This window comes from Lacipirellula parvula, from assembly GCF_009177095.1.
GTDB classification, from domain to species: Bacteria; Planctomycetota; Planctomycetia; order Pirellulales; family Lacipirellulaceae; genus Lacipirellula; species Lacipirellula parvula.
This window is the reverse complement of record NZ_AP021861.1, coordinates 2,246,459-2,271,896: the sequence shown is the minus strand read 5'-3', so window position 1 is coordinate 2,271,896 and position 25,438 is coordinate 2,246,459. Positions and strand designations below refer to the sequence as shown.

20 protein-coding genes are annotated in these 25,438 nt (G+C 63.1%); 9 read left to right on the top strand and 11 right to left on the bottom strand.

The genetic code is table 11. The features are described 5' to 3' along the window. Nucleotides 1-3: 3 nt before the first annotated feature. The 3 genes from PLANPX_RS08845 (at nt 4) to PLANPX_RS08835 (ending at nt 2,743) form a co-directional block, all read left to right on the top strand. A complete protein-coding gene (locus PLANPX_RS08845; RefSeq protein ID WP_152098384.1) occupies nt 4-1,785 on the top strand; it encodes an ATP-binding protein in 1,782 nt (593 codons plus the stop codon). 506 nt (nt 1,786-2,291) lie between these two features. Then, complete coding sequence (locus PLANPX_RS08840; RefSeq protein WP_152098383.1) at nt 2,292-2,531, top strand: hypothetical protein; 240 nt, start codon at nt 2,292-2,294, stop codon at nt 2,529-2,531. A 50-nt stretch (nt 2,532-2,581) separates the two neighbouring features. Further along, the gene (locus PLANPX_RS08835) at nt 2,582-2,743 is read left to right on the top strand and encodes a DUF3309 domain-containing protein (RefSeq protein WP_152098382.1); all 162 of its coding nucleotides are present in this window, start codon (nt 2,582-2,584) and stop codon (nt 2,741-2,743) included. Between the two features lies 1 nt (nt 2,744). On the opposite strand, the gene aat is transcribed toward PLANPX_RS08835, so the two are convergent. Further along, nucleotides 2,745-3,425 carry a leucyl/phenylalanyl-tRNA--protein transferase gene (gene aat / locus PLANPX_RS08830; RefSeq protein WP_152098381.1) on the bottom strand — a complete coding sequence of 227 codons (681 nt, stop codon included), beginning with the start codon at nt 3,423-3,425 and terminating at the stop codon, nt 2,745-2,747. A gap of 251 nt (nt 3,426-3,676) precedes the next feature. On the opposite strand from aat, the gene PLANPX_RS08825 reads away from it, so the two are divergent. The 5 genes from PLANPX_RS08825 to greA all read left to right on the top strand — a co-directional run bounded on the left by PLANPX_RS08825 (nt 3,677) and on the right by greA (nt 10,471). Further along, complete coding sequence (locus PLANPX_RS08825; RefSeq protein ID WP_152098380.1) at nt 3,677-4,897, top strand: S1C family serine protease; 1,221 nt, start codon at nt 3,677-3,679, stop codon at nt 4,895-4,897. A gap of 127 nt (nt 4,898-5,024) precedes the next feature. After that, nucleotides 5,025-6,905 (top strand): DNA primase, encoded by a 1,881-nt coding sequence (dnaG, locus tag PLANPX_RS08820; protein ID WP_152098379.1) that lies wholly within the window; start codon nt 5,025-5,027, stop codon nt 6,903-6,905. Between the two features lie 216 nt (nt 6,906-7,121). Next, nucleotides 7,122-8,822, top strand: a complete 1,701-nt coding sequence (locus tag PLANPX_RS08815; RefSeq protein WP_152098378.1) for a sigma-70 family RNA polymerase sigma factor — start codon at nt 7,122-7,124, stop codon at nt 8,820-8,822. Nucleotides 8,823-9,087: 265 nt separating this feature from the next. Beyond that, nucleotides 9,088-9,792, top strand: coding sequence for a zinc ribbon domain-containing protein (locus PLANPX_RS08810; protein ID WP_152098377.1), 705 nt, complete (start codon nt 9,088-9,090; stop codon nt 9,790-9,792). Between the two features lie 202 nt (nt 9,793-9,994). Then, a complete protein-coding gene (gene greA, locus PLANPX_RS08805) occupies nt 9,995-10,471 on the top strand; it encodes a transcription elongation factor GreA (RefSeq protein ID WP_152101823.1) in 477 nt (158 codons plus the stop codon). 111 nt (nt 10,472-10,582) lie between these two features. Here greA and PLANPX_RS08800 read toward each other — a convergent pair whose 3' ends face one another. Further along, nucleotides 10,583-11,590 (bottom strand): aldose epimerase family protein, encoded by a 1,008-nt coding sequence (locus tag PLANPX_RS08800; RefSeq protein ID WP_152098376.1) that lies wholly within the window; start codon nt 11,588-11,590, stop codon nt 10,583-10,585. Between the two features lie 302 nt (nt 11,591-11,892). Between PLANPX_RS08800 and PLANPX_RS08795 the strand changes: the two genes are divergently transcribed. After that, nucleotides 11,893-12,699, top strand: a complete 807-nt coding sequence (locus PLANPX_RS08795) for a BON domain-containing protein (protein WP_152098375.1) — start codon at nt 11,893-11,895, stop codon at nt 12,697-12,699. On the opposite strand, the gene PLANPX_RS08790 is transcribed toward PLANPX_RS08795, so the two are convergent. The 9 genes from PLANPX_RS08790 to gspG all read right to left on the bottom strand — a co-directional run bounded on the left by PLANPX_RS08790 (nt 12,581) and on the right by gspG (nt 25,333). Further along, on the bottom strand, nt 12,581-13,636 hold the full coding sequence (locus PLANPX_RS08790) for a hypothetical protein (protein ID WP_152098374.1): 1,056 nt from the start codon (nt 13,634-13,636) through the stop codon (nt 12,581-12,583). The two genes, PLANPX_RS08795 and PLANPX_RS08790, sit on opposite strands and share 119 nt — an antisense overlap. Nucleotides 13,637-13,692: 56 nt before the next feature. Beyond that, nucleotides 13,693-17,163 (bottom strand): secretin N-terminal domain-containing protein, encoded by a 3,471-nt coding sequence (locus PLANPX_RS08785; RefSeq protein WP_152098373.1) that lies wholly within the window; start codon nt 17,161-17,163, stop codon nt 13,693-13,695. A gap of 352 nt (nt 17,164-17,515) precedes the next feature. Continuing rightward, nucleotides 17,516-18,427 carry a hypothetical protein gene (locus PLANPX_RS08780; RefSeq protein WP_152098372.1) on the bottom strand — a complete coding sequence of 304 codons (912 nt, stop codon included), beginning with the start codon at nt 18,425-18,427 and terminating at the stop codon, nt 17,516-17,518. Further along, complete coding sequence (locus PLANPX_RS08775) at nt 18,424-20,133, bottom strand: hypothetical protein (RefSeq protein WP_152098371.1); 1,710 nt, start codon at nt 20,131-20,133, stop codon at nt 18,424-18,426. Before PLANPX_RS08775 ends, PLANPX_RS08780 begins: the two co-directional genes overlap by 4 nt. A 257-nt stretch (nt 20,134-20,390) precedes the next feature. Further along, on the bottom strand, nt 20,391-22,199 hold the full coding sequence (locus PLANPX_RS08770; protein WP_172991942.1) for a type II secretion system protein GspK: 1,809 nt from the start codon (nt 22,197-22,199) through the stop codon (nt 20,391-20,393). Further along, on the bottom strand, nt 22,189-23,397 hold the full coding sequence (locus tag PLANPX_RS08765; RefSeq protein WP_152098369.1) for a prepilin-type N-terminal cleavage/methylation domain-containing protein: 1,209 nt from the start codon (nt 23,395-23,397) through the stop codon (nt 22,189-22,191). The genes PLANPX_RS08770 and PLANPX_RS08765 overlap by 11 nt, the downstream gene beginning before the upstream one ends. Next, nucleotides 23,394-23,900: a type IV pilus modification PilV family protein gene (locus PLANPX_RS08760; RefSeq protein ID WP_172991941.1), complete on the bottom strand. Its 507-nt coding sequence runs from the start codon at nt 23,898-23,900 to the stop codon at nt 23,394-23,396. The genes PLANPX_RS08765 and PLANPX_RS08760 overlap by 4 nt, the downstream gene beginning before the upstream one ends. A gap of 261 nt (nt 23,901-24,161) precedes the next feature. After that, nucleotides 24,162-24,887, bottom strand: a complete 726-nt coding sequence (locus tag PLANPX_RS08755; protein ID WP_152098367.1) for a prepilin-type N-terminal cleavage/methylation domain-containing protein — start codon at nt 24,885-24,887, stop codon at nt 24,162-24,164. Beyond that, nucleotides 24,887-25,333 carry a type II secretion system major pseudopilin GspG gene (gspG, locus tag PLANPX_RS08750; RefSeq protein WP_152098366.1) on the bottom strand — a complete coding sequence of 149 codons (447 nt, stop codon included), beginning with the start codon at nt 25,331-25,333 and terminating at the stop codon, nt 24,887-24,889. The genes PLANPX_RS08755 and gspG overlap by 1 nt, the downstream gene beginning before the upstream one ends. Nucleotides 25,334-25,438: the final 105 nt, after the last annotated feature.

Here is a 25,438-nt window from a genome sequence, read left to right as displayed (position 1 = left end):
CGCGTGGCTTCGCTGTTTGTCATCCAGGGCCGCGATCAAGGTTCGCGCTTCCAACTTGAGGAAGCCGTCCACACCATCGGGCGTACGCACACCCATTCGATTCGGCTGCACGACACCGAAGTCTCGCGCAATCACGCCGAGCTGATTCGCAAAGGGAATTCCTACGCGGTCCGCGATCTGGGGAGTTCCAACGGCACGTTCGTTAACGGCAAGATCGTCAGCGAGCATGAGCTCACCAGCGGCGATCAAGTACAGGTTGGCCGTTCGCTTTTGCTGTACACAGGCTTCATCGACGACCGCGTCGAAGACGCCGCCGGACAAGTCGACATTGTGCCGATGTCGAACTCCATCGACGACGGCTCTCGCATCGTCGCCTCGCTTGGCCAAACCGGCGGCAGCGAATGGCTGATGCCCGACGCCCGCGGTTCGTCGAACCCCTGGCTCGCCCGCGCCCGCAGCAACCTGCAGATCATGTATCGCACGGCGCTCGCGGTCAGCCACACGATGGACATCGATCAGCTGCTGGCGAGGATCATGGACATGATCTTCGACTGGGTCGAAGCCGACCGCGGCTGCATCATGCTGAAAGATCTGGAGACGGGCAAACTGACTCCAAAAGTGCGCCGCCATCGCCGCGGGATGCGCACCGAAGAGAAAATCAGCATTAGCAAGACGATTCTCGACTACGTCGTCGAACAGAACGAAGGCGTCCTGACCAGCAATGCCCGCGACGACTCCCGCTGGGATCCGGCCCAGAGCATCGTTAGCCTCGGCGTTCGCGAGGCGATCTGCGTGCCGATGCAGGGACGCTACGAGGTCGTCGGCGTCATTTACATCGACACCGCGGTGTCGCCGCAGAAGATGCTCGCCGCCAAGGGAACCAACCAGTTCACCGAAGAGCATCTGCGGCTAATGATCGCGATCGCGCACCAGGCCGCGCTCGCCGTCGAAGACACCTCTTACTACAAGGCGCTCGTCCAGGCAGAACGGCTCGCAGCCGTCGGCCAGACGATCGCGTCGCTGTCGCACCATATCAAGAACATCTTGCAGGGCGTTCGCGGCGGCAGCTACCTAATCGAACTCGGCCTCGGCGATCACGACTCGATGGCCAAGAGCGGCGAACGCGACGAAGCAGCCGAGCAGAAGGCCGTCGATACGATCCGCAAGGGTTGGGCGATCGTCGAGCGAAATCAGGAGCGGATCTCGACGCTCGTGATGGACATGCTCACGTTCAGCAAGGAGCGTGAGCCCGAACCGCGCCCGGCAAATCTCAATGAAATCACCTCCGAGGTGGTGGAATTGATGGCGAGCCGTGCCCAGGAACTGTCGGTCGAACTCGCCTGGCAGCCGGCGAGCGACATGCCCTCGCTGATGTTCGACCCCGAGGCGCTTCACCGCGCGATTCTCAACGTCGTCACCAACGCGATCGACGCCTGCGACGAGGCCGAGCACCCGAAAGTCATCGTCGCTACGCATTACGACGACGATGCTAAGGTTGCCCAGATCACGGTCGAGGACAACGGCGGCGGCATTGCCCCCGACGACCTTGAGGCGATCTTCACCGTCTTTGTTTCCCGCAAGGGGGGCCGCGGCACGGGCCTGGGGCTCCCCGTGACCCGCAAGATTCTCGAAGAACATGGCGGCCAGGTTCGCGTCGACAGCACCGTCGGCCAAGGAAGCAAGTTCACGCTCGAACTCCCCGCCACCCCGGCCGAAGGCGAAGGGAACCAGCGGATGACGCAGTCATTCGCCATCGGCGACGCACCGTACTCCGACTCGGAGTAGTTTCCTCGGCGGCAGGAGCCTGGGCCCCTAATGCCTCTCCTGCAGCAGGCTTCTCAAGAGAAATGTTGTGGCTCCCTCCCCCCTTGAGGGGAGGGCTGGGGAGGGGGTGGAACCCTGGTACCCACCGCCGTCACCCCTCCCTAACCCTCCCCATCAAGGGGAGGGGACCTCAGAGTTGGGTTTTTCTCTGAGGGCTCTGCAGACTGCTGCGGACAAGCTTCAGAGCCAGGGGCTAAACATGCGACGCATCGCGTCCTCTCCAGCTAACACGACCGGCCACGCGTTCGCTAATCCGACCAATCGGACGCGATTGGTCGTTCCGCAGCCACGCTGCTCAGTCGTTCACAACCGCGGCGAGCGGCTATTTTCTCGGCGATTTGCGCGTTCGCCACGTGTGGCACGCCTGTTGCATAGATGGTTCCACGTTGTCACGACAGCAAGTCGCAACGCAACCTCACAACGCCAACTCCGCCGTTACAACGGCTTCTTCACAGAGGGGAACAGAGATGAAGTTTTCCGAACTACTCACCGCTTGCTCGCTCCCGCCGATGCTGCTCGGAGCTGCGATGCTCGTGTCGCTCGGTTGCGAGAACAAAGAGAAGGTTCTCGAAGTCGAAACGCCCAACCGTACACTGGAAGTTGAGCGCGACCGTGACACGGGCGATGTTGATGTTGACGTCGACCGCAAGGACGAGAAGGCCGTCGACATCAACCTCCCAGGCGTCGACGTTGAAGTGAACAAGTAACTTGCAGTCGTTGACTGTAGATCACAAGTGCGACGCGAAAGCTAAGTCCCATGATTGGCACGATTCTACTTATTGTCGTCATCCTGCTCCTGCTGGGAGCGGTGCCCCGTTGGCCGCATTCGACCAACTGGGGCTATGGGCCAAGCGGGCTGCTGAGCGTTGTCGCCGTCATTTTGCTAGTGCTCATCTTGATGGGCCAGTTGCCGTTCTAGTTCACGTAGATTTGCTCCACATTTCCAGCGTGCTGCCGAACTCAACTGGCAATTCCACGGCTGCCTCCAGCCGCTTCAAGTATTCCTTGCGCGTGATTTCCACGACGCCAAGGCTGTCGGTGTGGTCCGTCGCCTGCTGCACATCCAGCAATGCGAAGCCGCGCGTCCGTAAATGGCAAACGAGTCGCGCGAGCGCCGCCTTCGATCCATCGCGCGAGCGGTAAAACATGCTCTCCGCGGCGAACAGCCCGCCGATCGCCAAGCCGTACACGCCGCCGGCCAATTGTCCTTCGCGCCAGATCTCAACGGAATGCGCGCACCCCAGTCGGTGCAACTCCGTATAGGCGGCGACCATCTCCGGGGTGATCCACGTCCCCCCTTCCCTACCCGGCCCCGTCGCACATGCGCTGATTACCTCAGCGAACGCCGTATCGCACGTTGCTTGAAACTCCCCGCTCCGTAGTCGCCGCTCCAACCGCCGCGAGATATACATCCCGTCGAGCGGCAAAATCGCCCGCGGATCGGGCGACCACCAGAGCATCGGTTCATAGGAATTCGACGGCCAGGGGAAGATCCCGTGGCGGTAGGCGTCGAGCAGCCAGTTGGTCGACAGGCGACCCCCAATAGCCACCAGCCCCTCCGGCGAGGCCCGTTGTGCCGGCGGAAAGTATCGGCTGGGCATCTCGGAATGGGCTCGGGCGAGGTTTTCGGGTTTTTGCGGTCGCGGGCATTTTGCGGAAACGCTGCCCGTAATGCTCTCCAGCAGTATAATGGCTGATAAGAATGCCGCGAATGCTGGCTCGCGGCCTTTCTTGGGTCCGCGCTTCCACTGGCGCGATCATCCGAAGCAGTAGATTCGTAAGCAAGGGTGACGGAAGCCAGTGAGGGCGTCTTCTATTCCCTCCTGGCACGGAACGTTTCAGGAACCGCGTCATGCAGCATGAATCTCTCCCGCCAGACCAATCGCCGTGGGGCGCTGATCTGATCACCACGACGCCCCCGCCGGTTCGCAACCGGCCGATGAGCGAAGTCTGGACCGTCGACGCTCGTCGCGAAGAAGAGGGAATCCGTCTGAAGCGGTTGCTGTGGGTCTTCACTGTTCTGGTGATCATTCTGGTCGCACCGTCGTTCGTCTACCGGATTGAGTACTCGCTCACATCAGCGCGTGAACGGGCCCGGCTCGACGTGGCTCGCGCGAACTTGAAGGACTTCAAGCTAGATCAAATCTCCACCGGCTATCGCCTGCTCGCACAAACGGTGCAGCCCAGCGTCGTCAACATCAGCACGCAACGCGGTCGCGCCGAGGGACAAGGCTCTGGCGTGATCGTCGACAAAGAGGGATACATCCTCACGAACAACCACGTGATCGAGGGAGTCGAGACGGCTGAGATCAAACTCAGCGACGGTCGCCGCGCTCCGGCGAGCGTCATCGGCATCGACCCGATGACCGACCTCGCCGTCCTGAAAACGGAACTTAAAGACCTCGTTCCCGCCGAATGGGGCGACAGCAACGAGCTACAAGTCGGCGACATCGTTTGGGCCCTCGGCAGCCCCTTCGGACTAGAGAAGAGCATTACCTCGGGCATCCTCAGCGCGAAGGAACGCCGCGGCATCACCGGCACCCGCGTCATTCAAGAATTCCTGCAAACCGACGCGGCCGTGAACCCCGGCAATAGCGGCGGTCCGCTCGTGAACCACGAAGGCAAAGTCGTCGGCATCAACACGGCGATCATCGGCCCGTCGTATCAGGGAATCAGCTTCTCCGTGCCGAGCGAACTTGCCCGCGCGAGCTACGAGCAAATTCGCGACCATGGCTACGTGCTCCGCGGCTTCCTCGGCGTCAGTCCGAACGAAGTCTCCGACGACATCGCCCGGGAACTCGGCCTCGAACGGGGCGAGGGCGTGCTCGTGACTTCGGTCGATCACAACACGCCTGCCCATGAAGCTGGCCTGAAGCCGTTCGACGTGATTCTGTCGTGGAACGGCGTTGAGTTCTCCGACCCGACGCTCCTCAGCCGAGCGATCGCGGCGACGCCGATCGGAACCGAGGTGCCGGTGAAGCTCGTCCGGGCGACGCGCGGCAAGCCGAAGAATCTTGAGCTCGTCGTCAAAGTCGCCGCGCGGCCAGAATCCCCAGTCGAATCGACGCCCTAGTCGACAAGCCCTTCTTCCGATCTGCGGGCGATTTGTACGCGGCCGATGCCCGACCTCGCCGCAGTCCGCTACAATCGGTGGGTTCCAGGAAACTTGCTTTGTAGTCGTCTGAAGGGATTGCCCGCGCGTGTCGCTCTCGAGTTTGCAGGATGCGAAAGAACAGATCCGTCAGGCGATCGACATCGTCGACCTGATCGGCGGATATATCGCCCTGCGGCGTCAGGGACGCAGCTTCGTCGGCCTTTGCCCCTGGCACGACGACGCCAAGCCAAGCTTCACGGTGAACCCCGACCGCCAGTCGTTCAAATGCTGGCCGTGCGACGTCGGCGGCGACATCTTTACGTTCGTGATGCGCGCCGAGGGGATGGAGTTCCGCGAAGCGCTGGAGATGCTAGCTGATCGCGCAGGGGTGAGTCTCGCGCCTGCCAATCGGCTTGAGAACCAAGCCGACAATCCATTCGAACGCCGCAATCTCCTGAAGGCGATGGCCTGGGCGGAAGAGCAGTTCCACCAGTGTCTGCTGCGAAGCCCCGGCGCTGAGCCTGCGCGCCGCTACCTCGCCGACCGCGGCGTCAACGAGGAAAGCATCGCCGCGTTCCATATCGGCTTCTCACCGAACGAGTGGGACTGGATGCTCAAGCGCGGCGCCACGGCCAACTGGCAGCCGGCGGTGCTCGAGCGCGTCGGCCTCATCGGCAAACGCGAGGCCGGCGGCTACTACGATCGCTTTCGCGGCCGGCTGATGTTTTCGATCCGCGATTCCCGCGCGCGGACGATCGCCTTCGGCGGCCGCGTGCTGCCTGAATTCAAGCGCGACAACGACGCGAAGTACGTCAACAGTCCGGAGACTCCGCTCTTCAACAAGAGCAGCGAACTCTACGCCCTCGATCTCGCCCGCGATGCAATCGCGAAAGAAGGCGGCGTGCTGGTGATGGAAGGTTACACCGACGTCATCATGGCCCACCAGCATGGCGTGAAGCATGCGGTGGCGGTGCTCGGCACGGCGCTGGGGGAAAAACACGTCCCGCTAATCCGCAGATTCACCGACAAAATCACGCTCGTGCTCGACGGCGATGCGGCGGGGCAGAACCGCACGCTCGACATTCTCGACAACCTGCTAGCACTGTTCGTCGCGCATGAAGTCGAATTAAAAATTCTGAGCTTGCCAGAAGGGGCCGATCCGTGTGATGTTATTCGCTCGCACGGAAGCGACGAATTTCGACGACTGCTCACACAGTCGGTCGACGCCCTCGAACACAAGATCAATGCCGTGACCAAAGGATTGGCCCCAGGCGCTGCCCCGCATCAATCCGCGCAAGCGGTTGAGGCGATTCTCGCGACGCTCGCGAAGATGCTGCCGACCGGTGCGTCGGCCAGCAGCACCGCGTTCGTACGCGAACAGCAGATGCTCGTCCAGATCGCTCGGCGGTTCGGCTTGGCGGAAGAGACGCTCCGCACGCGGCTGAAGGCCGTGCGGCAAGCGGCGGCCTCGCTCGTTCGCTCCACGCCGCTCGGTCGCAACGCCGAACAATCCACGCCTGTCGCGCCGAAGCCCGTCCCGCAAAAGCTTTCCGCTTGGGATCGCGAGCTGCTCGAGATCGTCCTCTGCGGTGGCGACTTAATGGACGCGCTGCTCGAACAAATTCACGAAGAAGACGTCGAACATCCGATCGCCCGCCAAATTTACGCGATGGCCGCGGAGATGTACCACGACGGCGTCACGCCGACCTTCGCCAGCCTGATGAACGCCACCGAAGACTCCGCAGTAAAAAATCTGCTGGTCGGTTGCGACGAAGTTGGCCAACTCAAATTAAACGCCGACGTGCAAAAGCGGTTCAGCGATTTGCTGGCCGATCGCGAACGTCGCCACACGGAAGCTCGCCACCGGATGACCGTAGCTGAGCTGAAGACAAATCAACTCGACTCCGAACAGGCGGACCGCGCGCTGGTCGCCTTGTTCAACGATTTGAAGCGCCGCCAAGCAGGTTCCACGCCCACGGATGGGTGAGGTGCTTGGCGAGAACTGGTTTGCATTAGTCCCTCTCCCTTGTAGGGAGAGGATAGGTGAGGGATTAAGACGGCTCCCATGGCTCCCGCGCCTTGGTGCAGCATGAACGTCGTGAATCCCTCCCCTAGCCCCTCCCTGCAAGGGAGGGGGATGAAGCTTGCCAGTTCCTGACCCGCCAACTTTTCCATTGCACAGGAAGTGCAGGAGGAGTTTCAGATGTCCCGCTTTGCCGCCCGCCTCAACGAACTTGCCGCGCTCGCTCGCACGCAAGGCTATCTCACCTACGACCAGGCGAACGCTTTCCTTCCCGATGAGTCGACCGACTCGGTTCACGTCGAGGCCCTGCTCGACTTGCTCGACGGCATGCGGATCAAGCTCGTCGAAGGCGAAGCTTCCGTTTCCCGCCGCGTCGCCGCCGCCCTGGCCGAAGCCGAAGTTAGCGGCGAAGACCTGCAAGCCGAACTGCCGAAGCTGACCGACGATCCGATCCGGATGTATCTCTCGCAGATGTGCCGGATTCCGCTGTTGTCGCGCGAAGAAGAAATCTCGCTCGCCAAGAAAATCGAAATCACCCGCAAGCGTTTCCGTCGCAATATCCTACGGTCATTCATGGCCCTGGAAGCGACCGTCAGCGTGCTGGAACGCGTTCAATCGGGCGAGTTGCCCTTCGACCGCACGATCAAGGTCTCGCTGACCGAACGTCTCACGAAGGCGCAAGTCTCGGCCCGTATGCCGGTGAACCTGCCGACGCTCCGCCGATTAATGCAAGCCCAACGTCGCGACTTCGCCGTGCAGGTCGACAACCGCGCCGGCGGCACCGAGAAGGCGGCCGCTCGCCAACGTTTCCTCCGCCGTCAACGCAAGATGCTCGTGCTCGTTGAAGAGCTGAGCCTCCGCACCCGCCGCGTCCAGCCGCTGATGAAGCAGTTGGAAGAAGTTTCGCGCCGCATGGATCGCCTGCAAGCTCAGCTGAAGCAGCTAAAGGCCGAAGGCGCTTCGCAACATCGCATCGCCCCGGTTCGCCGCGAACTGAAGGCGCTGATGTTGCAAACGCTCGAATCGCCGAAGAGCCTTCGCGACCGCTGCGATTTGCTGCGGACGCAGCTCACCGAGTTCGAACGCGTGAAGCGCGACCTCTCAAGCGGCAACCTGCGGCTCGTGGTGTCGATCGCCAAGAAGTACCGCAATCGCGGCATGAGCTTCCTCGACCTGATCCAAGAAGGCAACACGGGCCTGATGCGGGCGGTCGACAAGTACGAATACCGCCGCGGCTTCAAGTTCAGCACCTACGCCACGTGGTGGATTCGCCAAGCGATCACCCGCGCGATTGCCGACCAAGCCCGCACGATTCGCATCCCGGTTCACATGATCGACGTGCTGAGCAAGCTCCAGCAAACCGCCAAGCGTCTGCAGCACGAACTCGGCCGGCAACCGTCGCCGGAAGAGACGGCCCATGCCGCCGGCATCAGCTTGGAAGAAAGCCTGCACGTGATGGACATCGGCCGCACGCCAGTGAGCCTCGATCGCCCGATCGGCGAGGGCGACGACTGCAGCTTCGGCGAGTTCGTCGAAGATTCGCACACCGACAACCCGCTGAACCTGGCGAACAACAGCCTGCTTCGCGAGAAGATCGACGACCTGCTGAAGACGCTTACCTTCCGCGAGCGGGAAATTATCCGCCTGCGGTACGGCCTGACCGACGGCTATTGCTACACGCTCGAAGAAGTTGGCCGGATCTTCAAGGTGACCCGCGAACGGGTTCGCCAAATTGAAGCCAAGGCGGTCGCCAAGCTGCAGCACCCGGTGCGTAGCTCGGAGCTGGCTGAGTACGTCGCCGATAGCCCGCAGATCATGCCGCAAGAGCAAGAGACTGAGGCGTGGGACGAGCAACCGGCCGACTGCCGCTTGGTGGCCTAAGCAACGCTTCGCGTGCTGCATAGCGACCAGCCGGAGAGCCAATGCCCTCCGGGAGCGCGTTGTACAGGCGAGCCCAAGTGAGCCGCCCCGGACCGCGTAGCGGCCCGGCTAGGCAGCGAAGCTCAACGATAGTTTGAAAACGGCGTCGTGGCAGAATGGCCACGACGCCGTTTTTTTCGTTGATTCGCGCACCCTTCCGCCCGCTGTCGCCCCTCTCAATCTGCGGTACAATGCACGGTCCACGACACCCTGCGAGCCGCGACCCATGGCGCTTTCCGCCGAACTGCTGCAACGACTTCACCGGATTCACCGGCAACTCTCCGACCTGCGCGAGCGGCAGGAACGGGGCCCGCGGCAAGTGAAGGCCCGCGAGGCAAACTCGGCGAAGCTCGACGCTGAACTGGCCGCCTCGCAAGACACCGTCAAACAGACGAAGGCCCTCAGCGATCGGAAGCAGCTCGACCTGAAGTCGAACGAAAGCCGCATTGCCGATTGGCAAGTGAAGCTGAACTCCTGCAGCAACAACAAAGAATACCAAACGATGACCGACCAGATCGCCGCGGCCACGATGGCTGGCAGCGTGCTGGCCGACGAGATTCTGGAAACGATGGAGCGGATCGACCAGCTCGAAGCGGTAGTCGTCGAAGTGAAGGAACGGCTGGCCGCGGGGAAGACCGAACTCGCGAAGTTCCGCGACGTGGTCGCCCAAGAGGGCCAGCTGATCGCCGCCGACATCGCCCGCTTGGAAGGCGAGCTCGGCGACGCGGAGAAGGGTCTGCCGGTCGACTTCCGTGAAGATTACCGCCGCGTCATCCGCGGCAAGGGCGCCGACGGCATGGCCAAAATGGAGGATGGCGTCTGTGAAGGGTGCGGCAAGCAAGTAACCCTCAACATGCAGAACCACCTGCTGATGGGGAAGCCGGTCTTCTGCACTGCTTGCGGCCGACTCCTCTACACTGGCGAGCGATAGGCCCCGCTCCCCGGCCAATCGCTGCAGAGATCGAACCGGCTAGGGAGGGCTCCGCCAGCCCGCCTCAAGGCCCGGCCCACTTCGGGCCGAAGAATGCCAAACGGCCTCCACCCTTTACATCGGCCCCCATTCGAGAAACAATCTGGGGATTCACGCGAGGGTCTTCCGCAAGGAAGACCCGTTTTATTTGAGCGAGGAAGAAATGAGCGATCGCACTCCGATGACCCGGGCCGGCTACGAGAAACTCAAGGCCGAGTTGAACGAGCTGGAAAACGTCCAGATGCCCGAGATTGAGAAGCGTATCGCGATTGCGCGCGCCGACGGCGACCTCAAAGAAAACGCCGAGTACCACGGCGCCCGCGAGAGCCAGGGGATGCTGCAGGCGAAGATCAACATGCTGAAGGCCAAGCTCGCCAGCGGCGAGATCGTGGACATGTCCACCATGCCGAAAGACCAGGTCGTCTTCGGCTGCACCGTGAAGGTGAAGGACCTCGAGTTCGGCGACACCGAGGAGTTCACCCTAGTCGGCGCCGGCGAAGAAGATTACGACATCGGCAAGATCCTCGTCACCAGCCCGCTGGCCCAAGGTCTGCTGGGCCTCAAGGTCGGCGAGAAGGCCGAGATTGAAGTCCCGGCGGGGACCAACCGGTTCAAGATTCTTGAGATCCGGTTTGAGTAGCCCCTAGCGGGGCAAATGACGAATGACGAAGCCAGAATGACGAATGGGGTAAGCCCTGAATCTTCTGGTATTTCATTCGTCATTCGGACTTCGTCATTCGTCATTAACTCCCTAGGCTTCAACGCCGAATTCATACGCGCACGAGTACCGGTACTCCTCCCCCGGTCGCAAGATGCACGACGGGAATTGCGGCTTGTTCGGCGAATCGGGGAAGTGCTGCGTTTCGAAGCAGACGGCTGAGTGCTTTCGGTAGACTTGGCCCGCTTTACAAGTTTGGCCCCACACGAAGTTGGCCGTGTACATCTGCATGCCCGGCTGGTCGGTGTGGACGTGCATCGTGCGGCCCGACGCGGGGTCGTACGCCGTGGCGACCATCTTCATCACGCCAATCGGGCCGTTGAGCACGAAGTTGTGATCGTATCCGTCCGCTTCGTGGCCAGTGAAATCGCCAATCCGCTCGCCAATCCGCCGCCGTGTGCGGAAGTCGAGCGGCGTTCCTTCGACCGGCGCGATTTCGCCCGTCGGAATCGCGCCGGCATCCTTCGGCGTGTAGCGCTCGGCCCCAATCCAAACCTCGTGGTCGAGCACCGATGGCGAACCGTGGCCTGAAAGGTTGAAGTAGCTGTGGTTCGTCAGATTGACGGGCGTCGCTTGGTCGGTCGTCGCCACGTAATCGATCTTGAGCGAGTTACCCGGCGTGAGCGTGTAGGTCACCTGGATGTCGAGCTTGCCGGGGTAGCCTTCCTCGCCGTCGGGGCTGACATAGCGAAAGATCACGCCGCTGCCTTCAGGCCCTGCAAAGGGCTCGCCTTGCCACTCGACCCGCGACAGGTCGCGTTGCGAACCGCCATGCAGGTGGTTGACGCCGTTGTTGATCGCCAACTGGTACTCTTTGCCGTCGAGCGAGAACTTGCCGAGGGCGATGCGGTTAGCGAATCGGCCGGTTGTGCAGCCGAAATGCTGGTTGTCGCTGCTGGCGTAGCCCGCTTCATTGTCGAACCCCAGCACGACGTCGGCCATCGCCCCGTCGCGATCCGGAACCCACAGCTCCGCCAGCGTGGCGCCGCGTGAGACAAACTTGGCCCGCATGCCCGAGGGACCGGTGACTTGAAATTCCATGGCTGTTGATCCTGCTGCGAAACGGACGAGTATCGACGAGCCCAATTTTCTACCCCCATCCGCCGCCGACGACAACCGCCCCTACAGCCGCAGGTCAACGACCTGCCGGAGCGGGCCGGTACACGCGTACCACCGTCGGAGAAGAGGCTTAGCCGTCACCGGTTCGCTCCTGCGGCTCGTTGAGCCGCGGCTACTTGTGGGTTGAGCCGCGGTTGCGGGCGGCGACAACCTGCTGATTTTGGCCAGAACCGGAATAAGTGGTATACTTGGGCTGCTCCGCTCACGAGTCGGGAGATTCTGCCATGCCCCGTTTCCGCCAACTCGCAGTCACCTACGCGGCTGCCGGCGTTCTGGCGTTCGCCGCTAGTGCTCACCAAGCAGCCGCACAAACCGGCGCCCGCGGTGGGTTGAGCCAAAGTCGCACCGGTAGCCTCCGCAGCAACTACACCGGCGGCATCTCCGGCGCTCGCGACGGCATCTCCAGCAGTTACGGCGCGAGTACCGGCGGCGCCTTCGCTCAGCAACAAGGCGGCAACGGCGCTGGCGGCGGTACAGGCAATGGCCCCATGGGACAGAGCGCTCTTGGCAGCGGCCCCATGTCCGCGGGACTATCGCAATCAGGAAGCGAGCGGTTCCAACAAGGCGGCTTCGTTGGCCGCGATGCTCAGGACGTGCGAGCGGGCTTCGAAAGCCAAGCGGGCGGTCGCCGCGGTACGGGCGGCACGCTCGACACGATGATCGAAAACCTCAACGAGATGCGCGACTCGCGCCGTCGCTGGCGCGAACAGAACGCCGCTCCGCCGGCGATCCGCGTTCAACTCAAACCCGCGTTCGACGCTCCCGCGATCACGCCACTGCAGGCAAACGTGCCTCTTCAACGCCGCTTGGCGAAAGAGATGGCCACCGTCGGCGTCAGTTCGCCCCAGATCGAAATGGTCGGCCGCACCGCGGTCATTCGCGGCAGCGTCGCCACGGAGCGCGATCGCGAGCTTATCGCCCGCCTGGCTTCGCTCGAACCGGGAGTGTCTCAAGTAGAGAATCTCGTACAGATCCAGCCTGCGGCCGCTTCGCCGCCTTCGCCGCCTCGTTTAGTTCCCGCCGCTGAGTAGCCGTGGTCACGGGCGTCGAAACGATCGGGATCTGCGCCGAAGCTTGCATCACTTGCGAGTTAGCGGCCGCCGGCTGCTGGAACGGTTGAGATCCTAGCGTCGACAGCTGCGATAACGGTTTTGCTGAACTACCGGCGTCCAAGGTTGTCGTCTGTTGAGCGGGCTCGCTCGCCGCTTCACCCAATCGTTTCGGCAACGGAATGGTCGCCGTCGACATTTGGCGCTGCTGCGCTGGAACGATGATCGAACTTTCCTGACTCGCTGCCCCGGGCGCCCCGGCAGACTGCCCGGCGTACGAAGCTAGCCGCACCTGCTCGCCGCTCTCGGTCAGCACCGTCTTGGCGAGCAACGGTTTGTTCGCGTTGGGATCGATGGTAAGACCCGGCAACAGATGTCGCGTTTGCTCCCCGATGACGACCGGGCCTTCTTTGGGCTCGAACTTGGCGATCAAACTGATGTTCCGCTGCTGGCCGCCGATTTCGTCCCAGGGTAGCCAGAAGCTGTACGCCGGCCCTAGCGACGACTTGCTCTCGTGCCGCACAAACTCCTCCATCGGGAAGATGTACCGCCGCTGCGGGTGAGTTTCGTGGTCGGGGCGATCTGTCTCGTCGAAGGCGTAGACAACGAGATTCCCTTCGACGCGCACCGGATCCTCAGAACCCTTCTTGAAGAACATCAGCTTGCCGCCGAAGCCGCGCTTCGGAGTTTGGCCCACCGTGCTGAGCGTGGTGTCGGTCCACGTCGCCACCATGCGCTCGGGTTGCTGCGGCTCCGGCTCCTTCGGTTCCAGCCCCACGGCCTGCTTGACGTTCCAATTGGCGAACTTCCACTTGTTCGATTTGCTGGCACAGCCTGCGAAGATCGACAGCAGCAGCGCCGCCAGGAGCGACGTCGTCACCGCGGTCGATCGCGAACGTTGGTCTAGCGAGCTTGGCATGGCGAGCATGGTTGAAAAATGAAAACGGTAAATAGGAATCGCAGTTCCGCAGCCTGCTAAGGCGCCAGCGTGGGAGCTAGGACAGGAGGCTGGTTGCCGGGCGTTGGCAGCGCTCCTGGCGTGACGATCGTCTCCGCCGCTTCGAACCGTCCCTCCGAGTTGGGAATCTCCGTCGGGAAGACGACTTCGCCTTCGGCCGCGCCCATCGTATCGTTCGCGCTCCGCAGCCCGGCGGGGCCGTTGATCGCAACGACGTCGGACAGGCACCAGCTCATCCGGGCCGATTCGACTTGCTTCAACATTTCCGACTGTTGCCGGCTGCGAATGACGTGCGGCGTCAGCACGATGAGGAGTTCCGCCTTCTGCACCTGCTTCGAATCGAAGCGGAACAAGTCGCCGAGCAGCGGAATGTCGGCCAGCAGCGGCACGCGGCGGTGGAGCTCGCGATCGCGCTTCACGATGAGACCGCTGAGCACCACCGTCTGCCCGCTGATGGCGCTGATCGTTGTTTCTGCGGAAATGGTGCTGATGATTGGCGCATTGATTGCGGAACCGTTCGGAGCGACCGAGATCGGCACGCCGTCCTGCACGGAGCCGAGTTCGCTCTTCGCGGCGTAGACTTCCATCACCACGAGGTTGTCGGGGCTGATGCGCGGCCGAACGAGTAGTTCCAAGCCGACGTCTTGGAAGGTGACGACATTCGTACGCGCGCCGTTCGCTTCGAGGCTGCTCTGCGTGATGTACGGAACGACCTGACCGACGAATGCGCGCCCCGTCTGATTGTCGAGCGCCATGATCTGCGGCCGGCTGAGGACTTCGAGCCGCTGCGACTGTTGCAACGCTCGCAACAACATGCTGATGCTGTTGCTTGAGGCCGAGAGCACCATGCCGCCGAACCCGGCCGCTTGGCTGACGCGGCCGACGCCGAAGCTCGACAAGCCCTGCGCGCCCACGGCGCCCGCGGTCGCCAAGGCGGAAGCGCTGCCGGAATTGCCCAGCGGCTGGTTGGCGTCGCCGAAGTTGTAGCCCGGAGTCTGCGTCGCCGCCTGCACCTGCTGCGTCGTCACCGTGGTCACGGCGCCGCCGGGCGATTGCGTTTGCGTCACCGTATTGATATTTGTGATGTTCTCTAGCAAGCTGCGGTCGAACAGCACCGAATCCTGCAAACCGAATTCGACGCCGAACTCGTCGATGTCGCCGAGGGTTACTTCGCCGATGAGAACCTGGATCATCACGATCGGGGCCTCTTCGTCGACTTGCTTGATGATGTCGGAGATCTCATCGTAGTACGACGGCGTCGCGGAGACGATGAGACTGTTGCTGTTGATTTCCGCGACAATCACCACTTCACGTTCGATTTGCTGAAATGGGCTCGTGGCGCCCGGCGCCGTCGCTTCCACGTCGCGCTTTTGTTGGAGCCATTCTTGCAGGGCCAAGGCGACTTGCTCGGCGTCGGCGTTCTTCAGTTTGTAAACGCGATTGATCCGTTGCCGGCTGTCGCTGGAGTCGAGCCGCAACAAGACTGCTTCGACGACGAGCAGTTCGTCGCTGCTACCGGCGGCGACGATGCTGTTGGTACGTTCGTCGACTGAGAAACGGAGCTGGAAAATGCGCGAGCCGGCCGTACTTTGGGCTCCGCCGCCTCCTTGGCCGCCCTGCGCTCCTCCCTGATCCGCGCTGCCGAACAGACTCCGCAGCATTTCTTCCAGGCTGACCGCGTCGCCATTCTCGATCGTGAACACCTTGATTTCAGCCACCGCGTCGGGCTGCACGTCGAGTTGCTCGATGAGCACCGCCATCAGCGACATGCTCTCCGGCGGCGCCGAGACGATGAGCGTGTTGGCCCGTTGGTCGGCGTTGACGGTGACGCCCGCGAGGACGCCCGAGGCGAGAATCTTCTGCCCCTCGGCGTCGATGGTGACCATCTTCAACAGTTGCGAGACGCGCGTGTCGGTCTGGCCGGCGTCGTCATTCTGTCCTGCCCCGCGAACCGCGCGTTGCAAGATGGGGGCAAGTTCCGCCGCCATCGAGTTCTTCAACCGAAACACGCGAATCTCGTTCACCGCTTCGCCGCCCGGGGCGTCGATCTCACTCACCATCTTGCGAATTTCTTCCATGTCGCGCGGGCTCGCCCGCACGATCAGCGAATTGGTCCTCGTCTCCGCAATCACCAGCGCCTTTGCCGCCAATGGCGGCGCGGTTCCTTCGGCCTCGGCTTCGTTCTGGACGAACAGCTGCGAGACGACCAGTTGCGCCTGCTCAGCCTGAGCATTCTTCAAGCGAAACGTTTCGAACTGCGTGAGCGATTCGCCCCCGCCGACGTCGAGCTTCCCCAGCAACTCGCCCGCTTTGCCTACGGCCGTCGGCGAACCGACGAGCAGCAGCGCATTCGGCTTGCCGAGCGGCAACGCCAACACCGGACCGTAGTACGGATAGAGGCTAAAGCTGCCTTCCGCCGCCGGCGAGAAAATCCGCGACGTGATGAGGGCCATCGACTGCGAGTCGACGTGCTGCAGCGGACGAACCACCACCTGCGGCTCGCTCACGCGGCTCATCTCTTCGATTTCTTCGATCACCTTCATCACACGCTCGACGTCGCGCGGGTTGCCGCGAATGATGAAGAAGTCGGTTCCTTCCACCACCTCGATCTGCACGGGGCCGAGCAGCCCTTCGCCGTCGGCCATCGCGAGTTCCGCGGCGCCGGCGGGAAGCGAACCTGCCGCCGAGCCTGACGCCGTCACTTGACCTGCCACCGGTTGAGCGTGTGCCGCAATGGCGCCAACCGTTTGCTTCACATGCGGCGCGGCTGCCTTGTCGGTGGAAACAAGCTGCGTCACGCGGTCGCCGATCGGCGGCGAGTCGAGCGCTCCGACAATTTCACGCCACGCGCGTAGCTGCTCTGGCCGGCCCACGATGCGAACTTCGCCCGTCTGGCGATTGCCGGCAATCAACACCGGCAGCTTGTCGCCGGCGTCGACCGGGAACCGCAGCCACGGGGTCCCGTCATCAGGAAGCCGAGGCAACGCGCGGTCGAACGCCAGTTCAAGCCGCGCGTGGAGTTGATCAGGATTGAGTTGGCGAAGTTGCAGGCTCGCCTCTTCGGCCGGCAAGCCTTGCGGCGGCGCGGTAGCCGCCGGCGGCGACACGACGGCCGGAGCGACTGGCTGCGGTGGATTCGGCGAGGCGACCGGCATAGGCGCCGTTGGAGCTTGCGCCACAATTGCCGGAGCCGCTGGCACTGGCGCTGGCTTCACGACAATTGGGGCTGGCGTCGCGACTACCGGAGCCGGCGCGGCCGCTGAAGCTGCCGCGGCCGGGGTGCTCGGCAACGTCGGCACGCCAAAATCGAGCGCCGGCATTTCAACGAGCGGAGCCACCAGCCCCGAGTTCGACCCGCCAGACGCTTCCTGCGCATGCGACACAGCCGCAGGCGGCGTCGGCAAGGCCAAGGCAAGCACTCCCACAACGGCCGCAGCGCCGGTGGCGAAGAGCGTGGCTCGATGATTGATTGCGGCGAGGAACGACATGGGGCTATCCGCCTCAAGAGGGCAAAGTCGCTGGCAAAGCACCAGCGCAGGGGCGCCACTGGGCCTTACAATCGAATTAATCGGCAAGGTTTACCTAGAACGCCAGTTAAACCGGCTTGGAACTCGCCATTTAAGAAGCCAGCACTGCTGGCGCCGACGCTTTGGTCGGCGATGCCCATCGAAAGATGGACAGGATCACAGGATTTTGCAGATCAACTGGACGAGACGAAGTCGGGGCGATGCTAGCCCCGGGCTCCGCCCGGGGGTCGGCGTGGAGTACGGGCAACGTTCCATCGGCATGGTGCGCGACCCCCGGGCGGAGCCCGGGGCTAGGACCACCGCGACACGGCTTTTACGCCGCTGGGGGCGCTAGTAGCGTTCCCTGCGTGAAATTCTGCCCCGTGCGGAATTCCATCCGCCCCTTCTCCGTCTCAATGACGACGCGGCTGTTCTCGATCTCGACGATCTTGCCTTTGAACGAGCCGAACTGAATCGCGTCGCCTTTCAGAAAGCGACTCACCTGCCCCGACGTCTTGTGGCGAACCCACAATTGCCACCCCTCGTCGCCATAATTGCCGTAAATCGTGGTCGTGATCTCGGCGTCGGCCGCGTTGTTATCGACTTCCGTTGCTTTCGGCGCCTGCGCCACGAACAAGTTGCGGTCCACGAGTCGCTGCCTCACGTCGTCGAGCGACTTCACTCCCTCGATCGGCCGCGGGTCGCCCTCGGCCAAGGCGTCGGTCCGCTTCGCATCAGGCAGAATCAGCGCGGCGGCAACAAAGTCGAACGTCAATTTTTGCCCGCCATCGCTGGCGGCGATCGTCGAACTGGAGAGCCGATGCAGATGCGGCCCCGCGTAGAAACGGTGCAGGAAATCGGTCAACTGGGCGAGCGAGCCCTCGGCCTTGCCGGCTACCGTTACTTCGCCGAATTGCGGATTCTTCGCGCTGCCCGACTTGTCGGTGAGTTGCACGACGTTCATTCCGGCGCCGGCCAGCTGAGCGCGGAGCCAGTCTTGGTAGAGAGACTCGGCAATTTCCTGATTCGTCGGCAGCGATTGGGCTCGCCACTCGTTGAGCCGTTTGCGCGCCCGTGCGCCGCGCAACTGGGCGACGTTCGCTTCGCTTAGCGCCTGCTCGGCGGCGGTCTGCTGATTCTTGCTCTGCGTCACCTTCTCGCGATAGCGCGTGAGGCCCTGCGAGCCGAACCATAGCAAGCCGGCCGCCGCGACTGCGCCGATCAAATTCTTCTCACGACTCGTCATGGCGTCGCTCCCGCGGCAGGCTCAGTCGACTCGACCGGGGCGGACGCCTTCGCAGGTTCCGGCGACTTCGCGGGTTCGTCCGCCGCGGCAGGCTTCTCGGCCTCAGTCGGCTGCTCTGCCTGCTCAACCTCTGCTTTCGCGGGCTCGGGTTTCTTCACTTCACCTGCATCAGCGGGCTTGGCCGCCGCCGGAGCGGGCGCATTTTCAGCGGGCGCTGCGGCGGCGGGCGGTTCAGCCGTATTCGTAGTCGTAGTCGTCGTCGCTGGCGCGACACGCTCGACCGTTTCGAACACCGTCACATTGAATCCCGGCATCCCCTCCGCCTTCGGTTCAACAACGCCGCGATCGACGCGATAGTTCCCCTCGCGGAGACGGCGTTCAGCAGGCTGGATCGCATCGTTGCTTTTGGCCGCGGCGGTAAACGAGACTTGCCGATTGATGACGTTCAGCCGAGTGAGCACCAAGTCCTGATCCGCCGCGAACTTCTCGCTGGCGAGCGGTTCGGGACGCAACCTTCCGCTGAGATGGTCGAGTTCCGTCAGCAGGTTCGTCGATTGTCCCAACCACTCGCCGATGGCCGCCGCTTTCGTCTCGTCGGCCTTATACGACTCAAGCACCGGCTCGAGCGCCTTGCGCTCGGCGTCGGCCGTGGCAGCCAAAGCGAGCGGCGCCTGCACGTTTTGGTAGGCTTGCCAGCCGATCATCGCGACGCCCGCCACTGCAGCCGCACCCGCCAGGACGTAAGTCCGCATCTTGCTCGGCGCCGGCGGACGTCGACGCGGGTGGAGCAGATCGATCGGCGCCGCTTTGCCCGCGCCTGCCGCGGCCGCCAGCGCGGCCATCGGAGCAAGTTCCACCAGCGAGACGCCGGCGCCCGCCAAGTCGAACGACGGATCAATGCGCACCAACTTCGCGAGCGTGGTCGCCTGGACGGGCTTCGAAATCGTGGCGCCAAGCTCGCCGGCAATTTCATCGGCGTTGTCGCCAAGGTAATAGCAACGCGGCGGGGCGCCCGCATCCGGCGACTGCGCGAGCGACAGCAATGTCCTGCGCAGTTCGTTCCCCAATGCGGCGGCGTCGGCGGCCGCGTTGTCGTCAGCCGGCAGCCACACCGTGCGAATCAACTGCAAGGCGTCGCCGCGACTTGCCCACACCACGGCTTGACGTTCGATGATCGCGGAGAACACTCCCAGCGCGTCGGCCTGACGCTCGGTCAGCGCGTTCCGGCCGAGCTCGACCCAGCCGAGCGGCTCAGGCACGATCCGGCCGACCTTCAACTCGCTCGCATCACAGGTCGCCTTCAGCGTCTTCCACTGCGTCGCCGACAGCCCGGCCCCGAGCACGCGGTAAGGATGATCCTCGTCGCCCGCCAACGGCAGGAAGTCGAATCCCTCGCCATCCTCGGAGAGCTGAATATCTCGCTCGGCTTGCAAGTGAACAAGCTCGGGCAGATCGTCCGCCGGCATCGGCGGCAGTTCGAGATTTTGAATCGTCAGATCGCTCCGCGGCGCCGCGAGCACGGTCGCCATGCGGCCTAGCTTCCACGTCGCGAGCGCTTCGCGAATGGCTTTGCCCCGCGCCGTCCCATCGCCTCCCGTCGGTAACGGAATCCGCATTGCCCGCTCGATTTCCAATCGCTCGCCATTCCGCACGACGGCGGCGATGGCGGCGGCCGGCAATAGTTTGAGAGCGAGGGTTCGAGACATGTCGGGCTGCGAACGGCAGGGAAAAAATCGGCGGGAAACTAGCTCAGTTCATTGTAATCAAGGCCCCCGCCGGCTGCGCGGGCCCCCTGCCTGTTTGCGGTGAAGACTGCAGCAGGATCGCCGGATTTCTGTGGATTCACAGGATATGTAACTGCGAACCACACGGATCGCCCCCTAAACGTCCCCAGCCTGAACTCCTCGTCCCGTCAATCCGCCAAGATCCTGTAATCCTGTCCGTCTCCCCCCATCGGCTTCGCCTACTGAGGCGTCTCGCTCGACTCAACGCCCATCGACAGCGTGCTAAAGCCCCGGCCGAGCGGCGTCAAATCGCGCTGCAGCCGCAGGTGGGGCGTCGTCCCCGAACGGTCGACAATGAACTCCTGCCGGGCAGCCGCGGGCCCGGCGTCGAAGAAGCCGACAGCTTGACCGCTGAAGGCGTCGCCCCCGGTCGTGACATACCGTTCAATCTGCCGCATCTCGGCGAGCGTGACGACGCCGTCGATCAGCAGCCAGAGCGCGTGCCGCTGCTCGCTTACCGCCGGGTCGGGCTCCGCCTCGCGGCGACTAATGATCTTGCCGACCGCCGCGGCGGGCAGCGAAGGAATCGATTGCAACACGAACCGCGACGCTTGATTCACGTTCACTCTCCCCGCGACGCGCTGGGCCGTCGTCGGCGGCGCAGCATCGTAGAGTTTGAGCAATTCGCGATAGGACGCTGCATCCTCGGCCCATGGCGAAGTGACGTTCTGCGGCGGGCCGTTGTTCTGCCCCGGAATCTGGACGCGCACGCCGACGAGATCGAGCGGCGAATTCACTTGCGTTTGGCCCTGCTGTTGGAAGTTGAGCGTGATCGCCGAGGGTTCGATCACTACCGGCTGTTGATTCTGATCCTGGCCAACAAGCCCGCTGCCTGGTTGGATCTGCTCGGAGCCGTTCGGCGGTTGGCCACCCTGTTGGCCGCCGCTCCCTTGCTGGTTGCCCTGTTGATTGCCTTGCTGGCCTCCGCCTCCGCCGCCATTGCTCTGTCCGCCGCTCCCCGCTCCTCCGGCGCCTCCAGCCTGGCTTGCAGCGCCGGTCGCGCCGTTGTTCTGCTGATCCTGCAATGGTCCGTACTGCCGGTAGGCGATGAAAAACTTCGCCTTGTCCTCGCCGATCACGGGGCTCAGGCTGTTGTAAAGCTGCTGCAGGTCGCTGCCGTTGAATTGCAGGGGCGTCGCCGTGGAAGTGGTCGACGTCGACACGCTGCCGGTTGAAGCGGCGGCCGGTTGCATCGCCTCGACGCTTCCAGTCGTGAGATACGCCGACCAACCGCGATTGAGATATCCGTCGGCATTGTCGATCTCCAGCAGCTGCCCGCACGGCGTCTCGTTGGCATCGACGATAAAGTTACGATTCTGATCGACGCCGTACAGCAGTTCGGGCGTCACGCCGCGCACCTGAAGCAGTTCGTCAAGATCGCTGATCGGTCCGTTGCGCGGCTCGTACGACGGCGTGAGTTGCGCGTACGACTCGGCCTCGGCGCCGTTCGTCCGCGGCGTCACATCGGCGTCGAGCCAGTCGAGAATCGCATCAGCGATTTCCGCCGTCATTCCCGGCAGGGCCAGCAAGCGGGTCGCGGCTCCGTCCTCGGCGCCTGGCGCCAGTAAGGCGTTGACGTTCAACTTCGCCGACTCGTTTTCGAGGCCGAACTTGTAGCCTGAATAGTAACCGTCGACCTGCGCCGGCGAGATGATCGAGAACCGGCCGCGATCGAACTCATTCCCCTCGTCGTCGACAATGATTGCCTGCATTGAGGTTGGGTTGTTCGCCAGCCCGCCAGCTTGCAAGATCTCCGCAGGGGTCAGCCCCACGAGCGTCCGTGCATACTCAACGCCCGACTCCGCAAGCCGCTCCGCCTGCAGCCCGCGGCCGTGATGCCGGACTGCCATTCGCTCGTTCTGCATTAACTCCAGGTACGTCGCCGTGCCGAGCGTGAGCATCGCCACGACGATCAGCACGAGCAGCAACACACTGCCGCGGCGCTGGCGTTGACGAGAGTGAATCGCGTGCAGGGCGTTAGTTTCCATTGTTTGCTCCCGCCTGCCCGCCTTGGCCCCCCTGCCCTCCCTGGCCGTTCCCGCCGGCCGCGTTGTTCCCGCCGTTACCGCCGCCGTTGTTGCCGGCGCCGGCATTCCCTTGAGCCGGCTGCGCCCCGCCGTTCTGGGCTTGCGGCAGCAAGAGTTCGGCAGCCTGCGGCGGGTTCGCCGCCGGAATCCGCACGAACCGCCGATAGACGACCAAGTCTTTTTCTCGATAGTTCTGTCCCGTCTGCGTTCGCCGCTGCTGCTCGGCGTCGGACTGCGGGCCATAGTCGGGCTGGTTGATCGTCAGCAAAATCTCCACACCCTTCGGCAGCCCGCCATCCTCAGCGACGTCCCACTCGTCGACGAGCTGCTGGCCGTCGAAGTAATGGAATTCGAGCTTCACCACTTCGGGAGCAAGCAGTTCGACCCGTGCACCTTCGCGAGACGCTGGACTGGCCAGCGGATCAGAATCGTCGGCGAGCGCCGTCGTCGGAATCACCTCGCGGTAGAGCCCCGCGGCGTTCGCCGTTGGCTCCTCTTCGACGGTGACGCCCTGCTTCGCCAGCTCTTGCGACGTTTGCCCGGTCCCCTCGCCTAAGTAGTAGCGCACAGTCCGCGGGAAGTCGCCCACCGCCGCCGGCTCGGTCGGATCAACCTCGCGACTGGCGCGAGCCCAGTTCTGCGGCGCCGCGCGGTCGATTCGCAACTCTTCAGCGTTGCCGAAAATTCCGTGTAGCGTCGCGGGGGCAAGAGCATTGCCGCCCGTCGCGCTGCCGCTGCCGACGCCGCCTGCATTGCCAGCTCCTGCTTGCCCTCCGGCAGTTCCTGCACCGCCTGCGCCGCCTTGCCCTGACGCAGCCCCTTGGCTGGCGCCCGCAGATCCACCGCCGCCTCCCGCCTGAGTGCCGCCTCCTGCGCCACTCCCCGACCCTGGACTCGCCGCCGCGCGCGGCGGATCGATGCGGAGCGAGGCAATGTCATCTGCCATCTGGTCGAGAATTGTTCGCGCGATTTGCGAAGACTCGACCCGACCGCGGCTCGTCTCAATGCGGATGACAAAGAGCTCAACCGCTGTCATCAACAAGTACGTGACGACCGAAGTAAGCGCGAGCGCGAGCACGATCTCCATGAGCGTGAAGCCGGCTTGCGGGGCGCAGCCTCGTTGTTCAGCACGCCACTCGTTGCGAGCGTGAATCATCACGGTGAGCCTCCCGCGGAGCCCGCGCCGCCTGCTCCCCCAGCCGTACCCGCCCCACCCTGCTGGGCGTTGTTCGATTGGTTCGCATTCTGCTGTGATTGCTGCGAGTTAGCCGTTTCTTCCTCCGACTCGTTCCCCTCCGGCGTCGTTGAGAACCACCGCACGAGGCGAAACTTCACCGGCTTGTAGCGGGCCTCCAGATCTTGCTCGACCTCGACGATAACCGGGTACACGCCGCTGACCGTCGCCGTCCCCGAGCTCACGGAATAGACCCACCGCACATCGCCTTCCGTCTCCAACGGCTGGCGATTGGCGGGCGAATCATCGATGACGCCGGCGAGAATCTCATCCATCACCGAACTGGCGAGTATCTGAGCCTGCGTCTCGGCCTGGGCATCGAGGGCGTTCTGGTTCGCCAGCTGCATCACCTCGCCGAAGATCGCCATCGCGGCGCCGAGAATCGCGAGCGCCAGAATTACTTCCAGCAGCGTGAATGCTTGCTGCAAACGCTGCGTGCGGCGTCGCGCTCGGCAGCCACATGCTGAGCAGTCGTGATGAGAGGTAGTTCCGACCATTTAGTCTGACGCCGATGCGTGCTTACGAACGTTACTGAACTAATCTCGCGTGTAATCTTCTGGTTCCCTCCCCTTGAGGGGGAGGGTTAGGGAGGGGTGACGATAGCGGGTACCAGCGTTTATTCCCCCCTCCCCAGCCCTCCCCTCCAGGGGGAGGGAGCCACAAGAAAAAGTATTATCGTTGCTCGCATTTCACTTCCGCCGATCCGCGCGTTGCAGTTCTTCTTGCGTCAGCACCAAACTCGCCCGACCGACCCCGGTCAGCCCGCGCAGCGTCAAACGCACAAACTGCTGCTTGCCGTTCGTCAGCAGGACAGAGGCGTCCGACGTGGTGCCGTCGGGAAAGAATAGAATCGGCGTCGACTGGTCTTCGCCCGGTTCCTGTAGCGACGCGACGCTCCGCTCGCCCGTTTCGTAATCTTCCACCGCCAGTTCGCCGGCGTGAAAGACAACCTCTTCAGGAAGCGTCACGTTCGTCGTCTTGGCAGTCCCCGTCGCCGCGGTGCTGCTCGCCGCCGTGGTCGTGGAAGTCGTGCCGCCAGCGGCCGTTGATGCCGAAGAAGTCGACGCAGCGCCGGTCGAACGCCGCGAATCAGCGTCCGCCCCCAGCACGCCGGTCCAAGGTTCAACGACCAACTTCCCCGTTTCGGGCGTGAAGCGAAATTGCTGCACCTCGCCCGTCTCGATCGCCCGCATCCGCGCCGCCGACCACTGGGCGATCACTTGGTCGCCGCCGCGACGCAGGCGAATCGTCGAAAAAACGCCGTTGAAAACCGGCGCCACCATGCTGCCGATCAAGACGACAAGCGCCAGCACGAGCAAAATTTCGACCAACGTCATGCCGCGACGCCGAGCCGATCCGCTCAGCCGTACGCGGTCACGCGACGCACCTGCAGGAATCGCAGCGACGATTGGCATCACTTCTCCCAGTTGCCGATATCGTCATCCGTGCCGCTTTGCCCGTCTGGACCATTCGACCACAAGTCATAGCTTGAAGTGTTCTTCTTCCCGGGGGACGCGTATTGATACTCGTTGCTCCACGGGTCCGGCTTCAAGGCCGACTTCAAGTAGGGGCCGTTCCACTTGTCGGCCACCGCGCTGTCAGTCGGCGCGTCGTTGAGATCTTTGAGCGTCGCCGGGTATTTGTTCATGTCGAGACGGTAGATGTCCATTACCGTGCTCATCGAGTTCACCTGTGCCTTCGCAGCGTCGATGTCGGCCTTATCCTTCACGCCGAACAGATTCGGCACGACGATTGAGCCGATGATCACCAGAATGATCAACACCAACAGAACTTCCACGAGGGTAAAGCCCTGCGCACTCGCTCGCACCATGCCGCGTCGGCGGGAATGCTTGTCGTTCATTTTCAAATCCTTTCCTCGGTTTTCTTGAACTCGTCGGAAGCGGGCGAACCCTGCTTATCGGAGAGACTGGTTAAGAGCGAGCTATTGTATCACCGCGCGGGCACG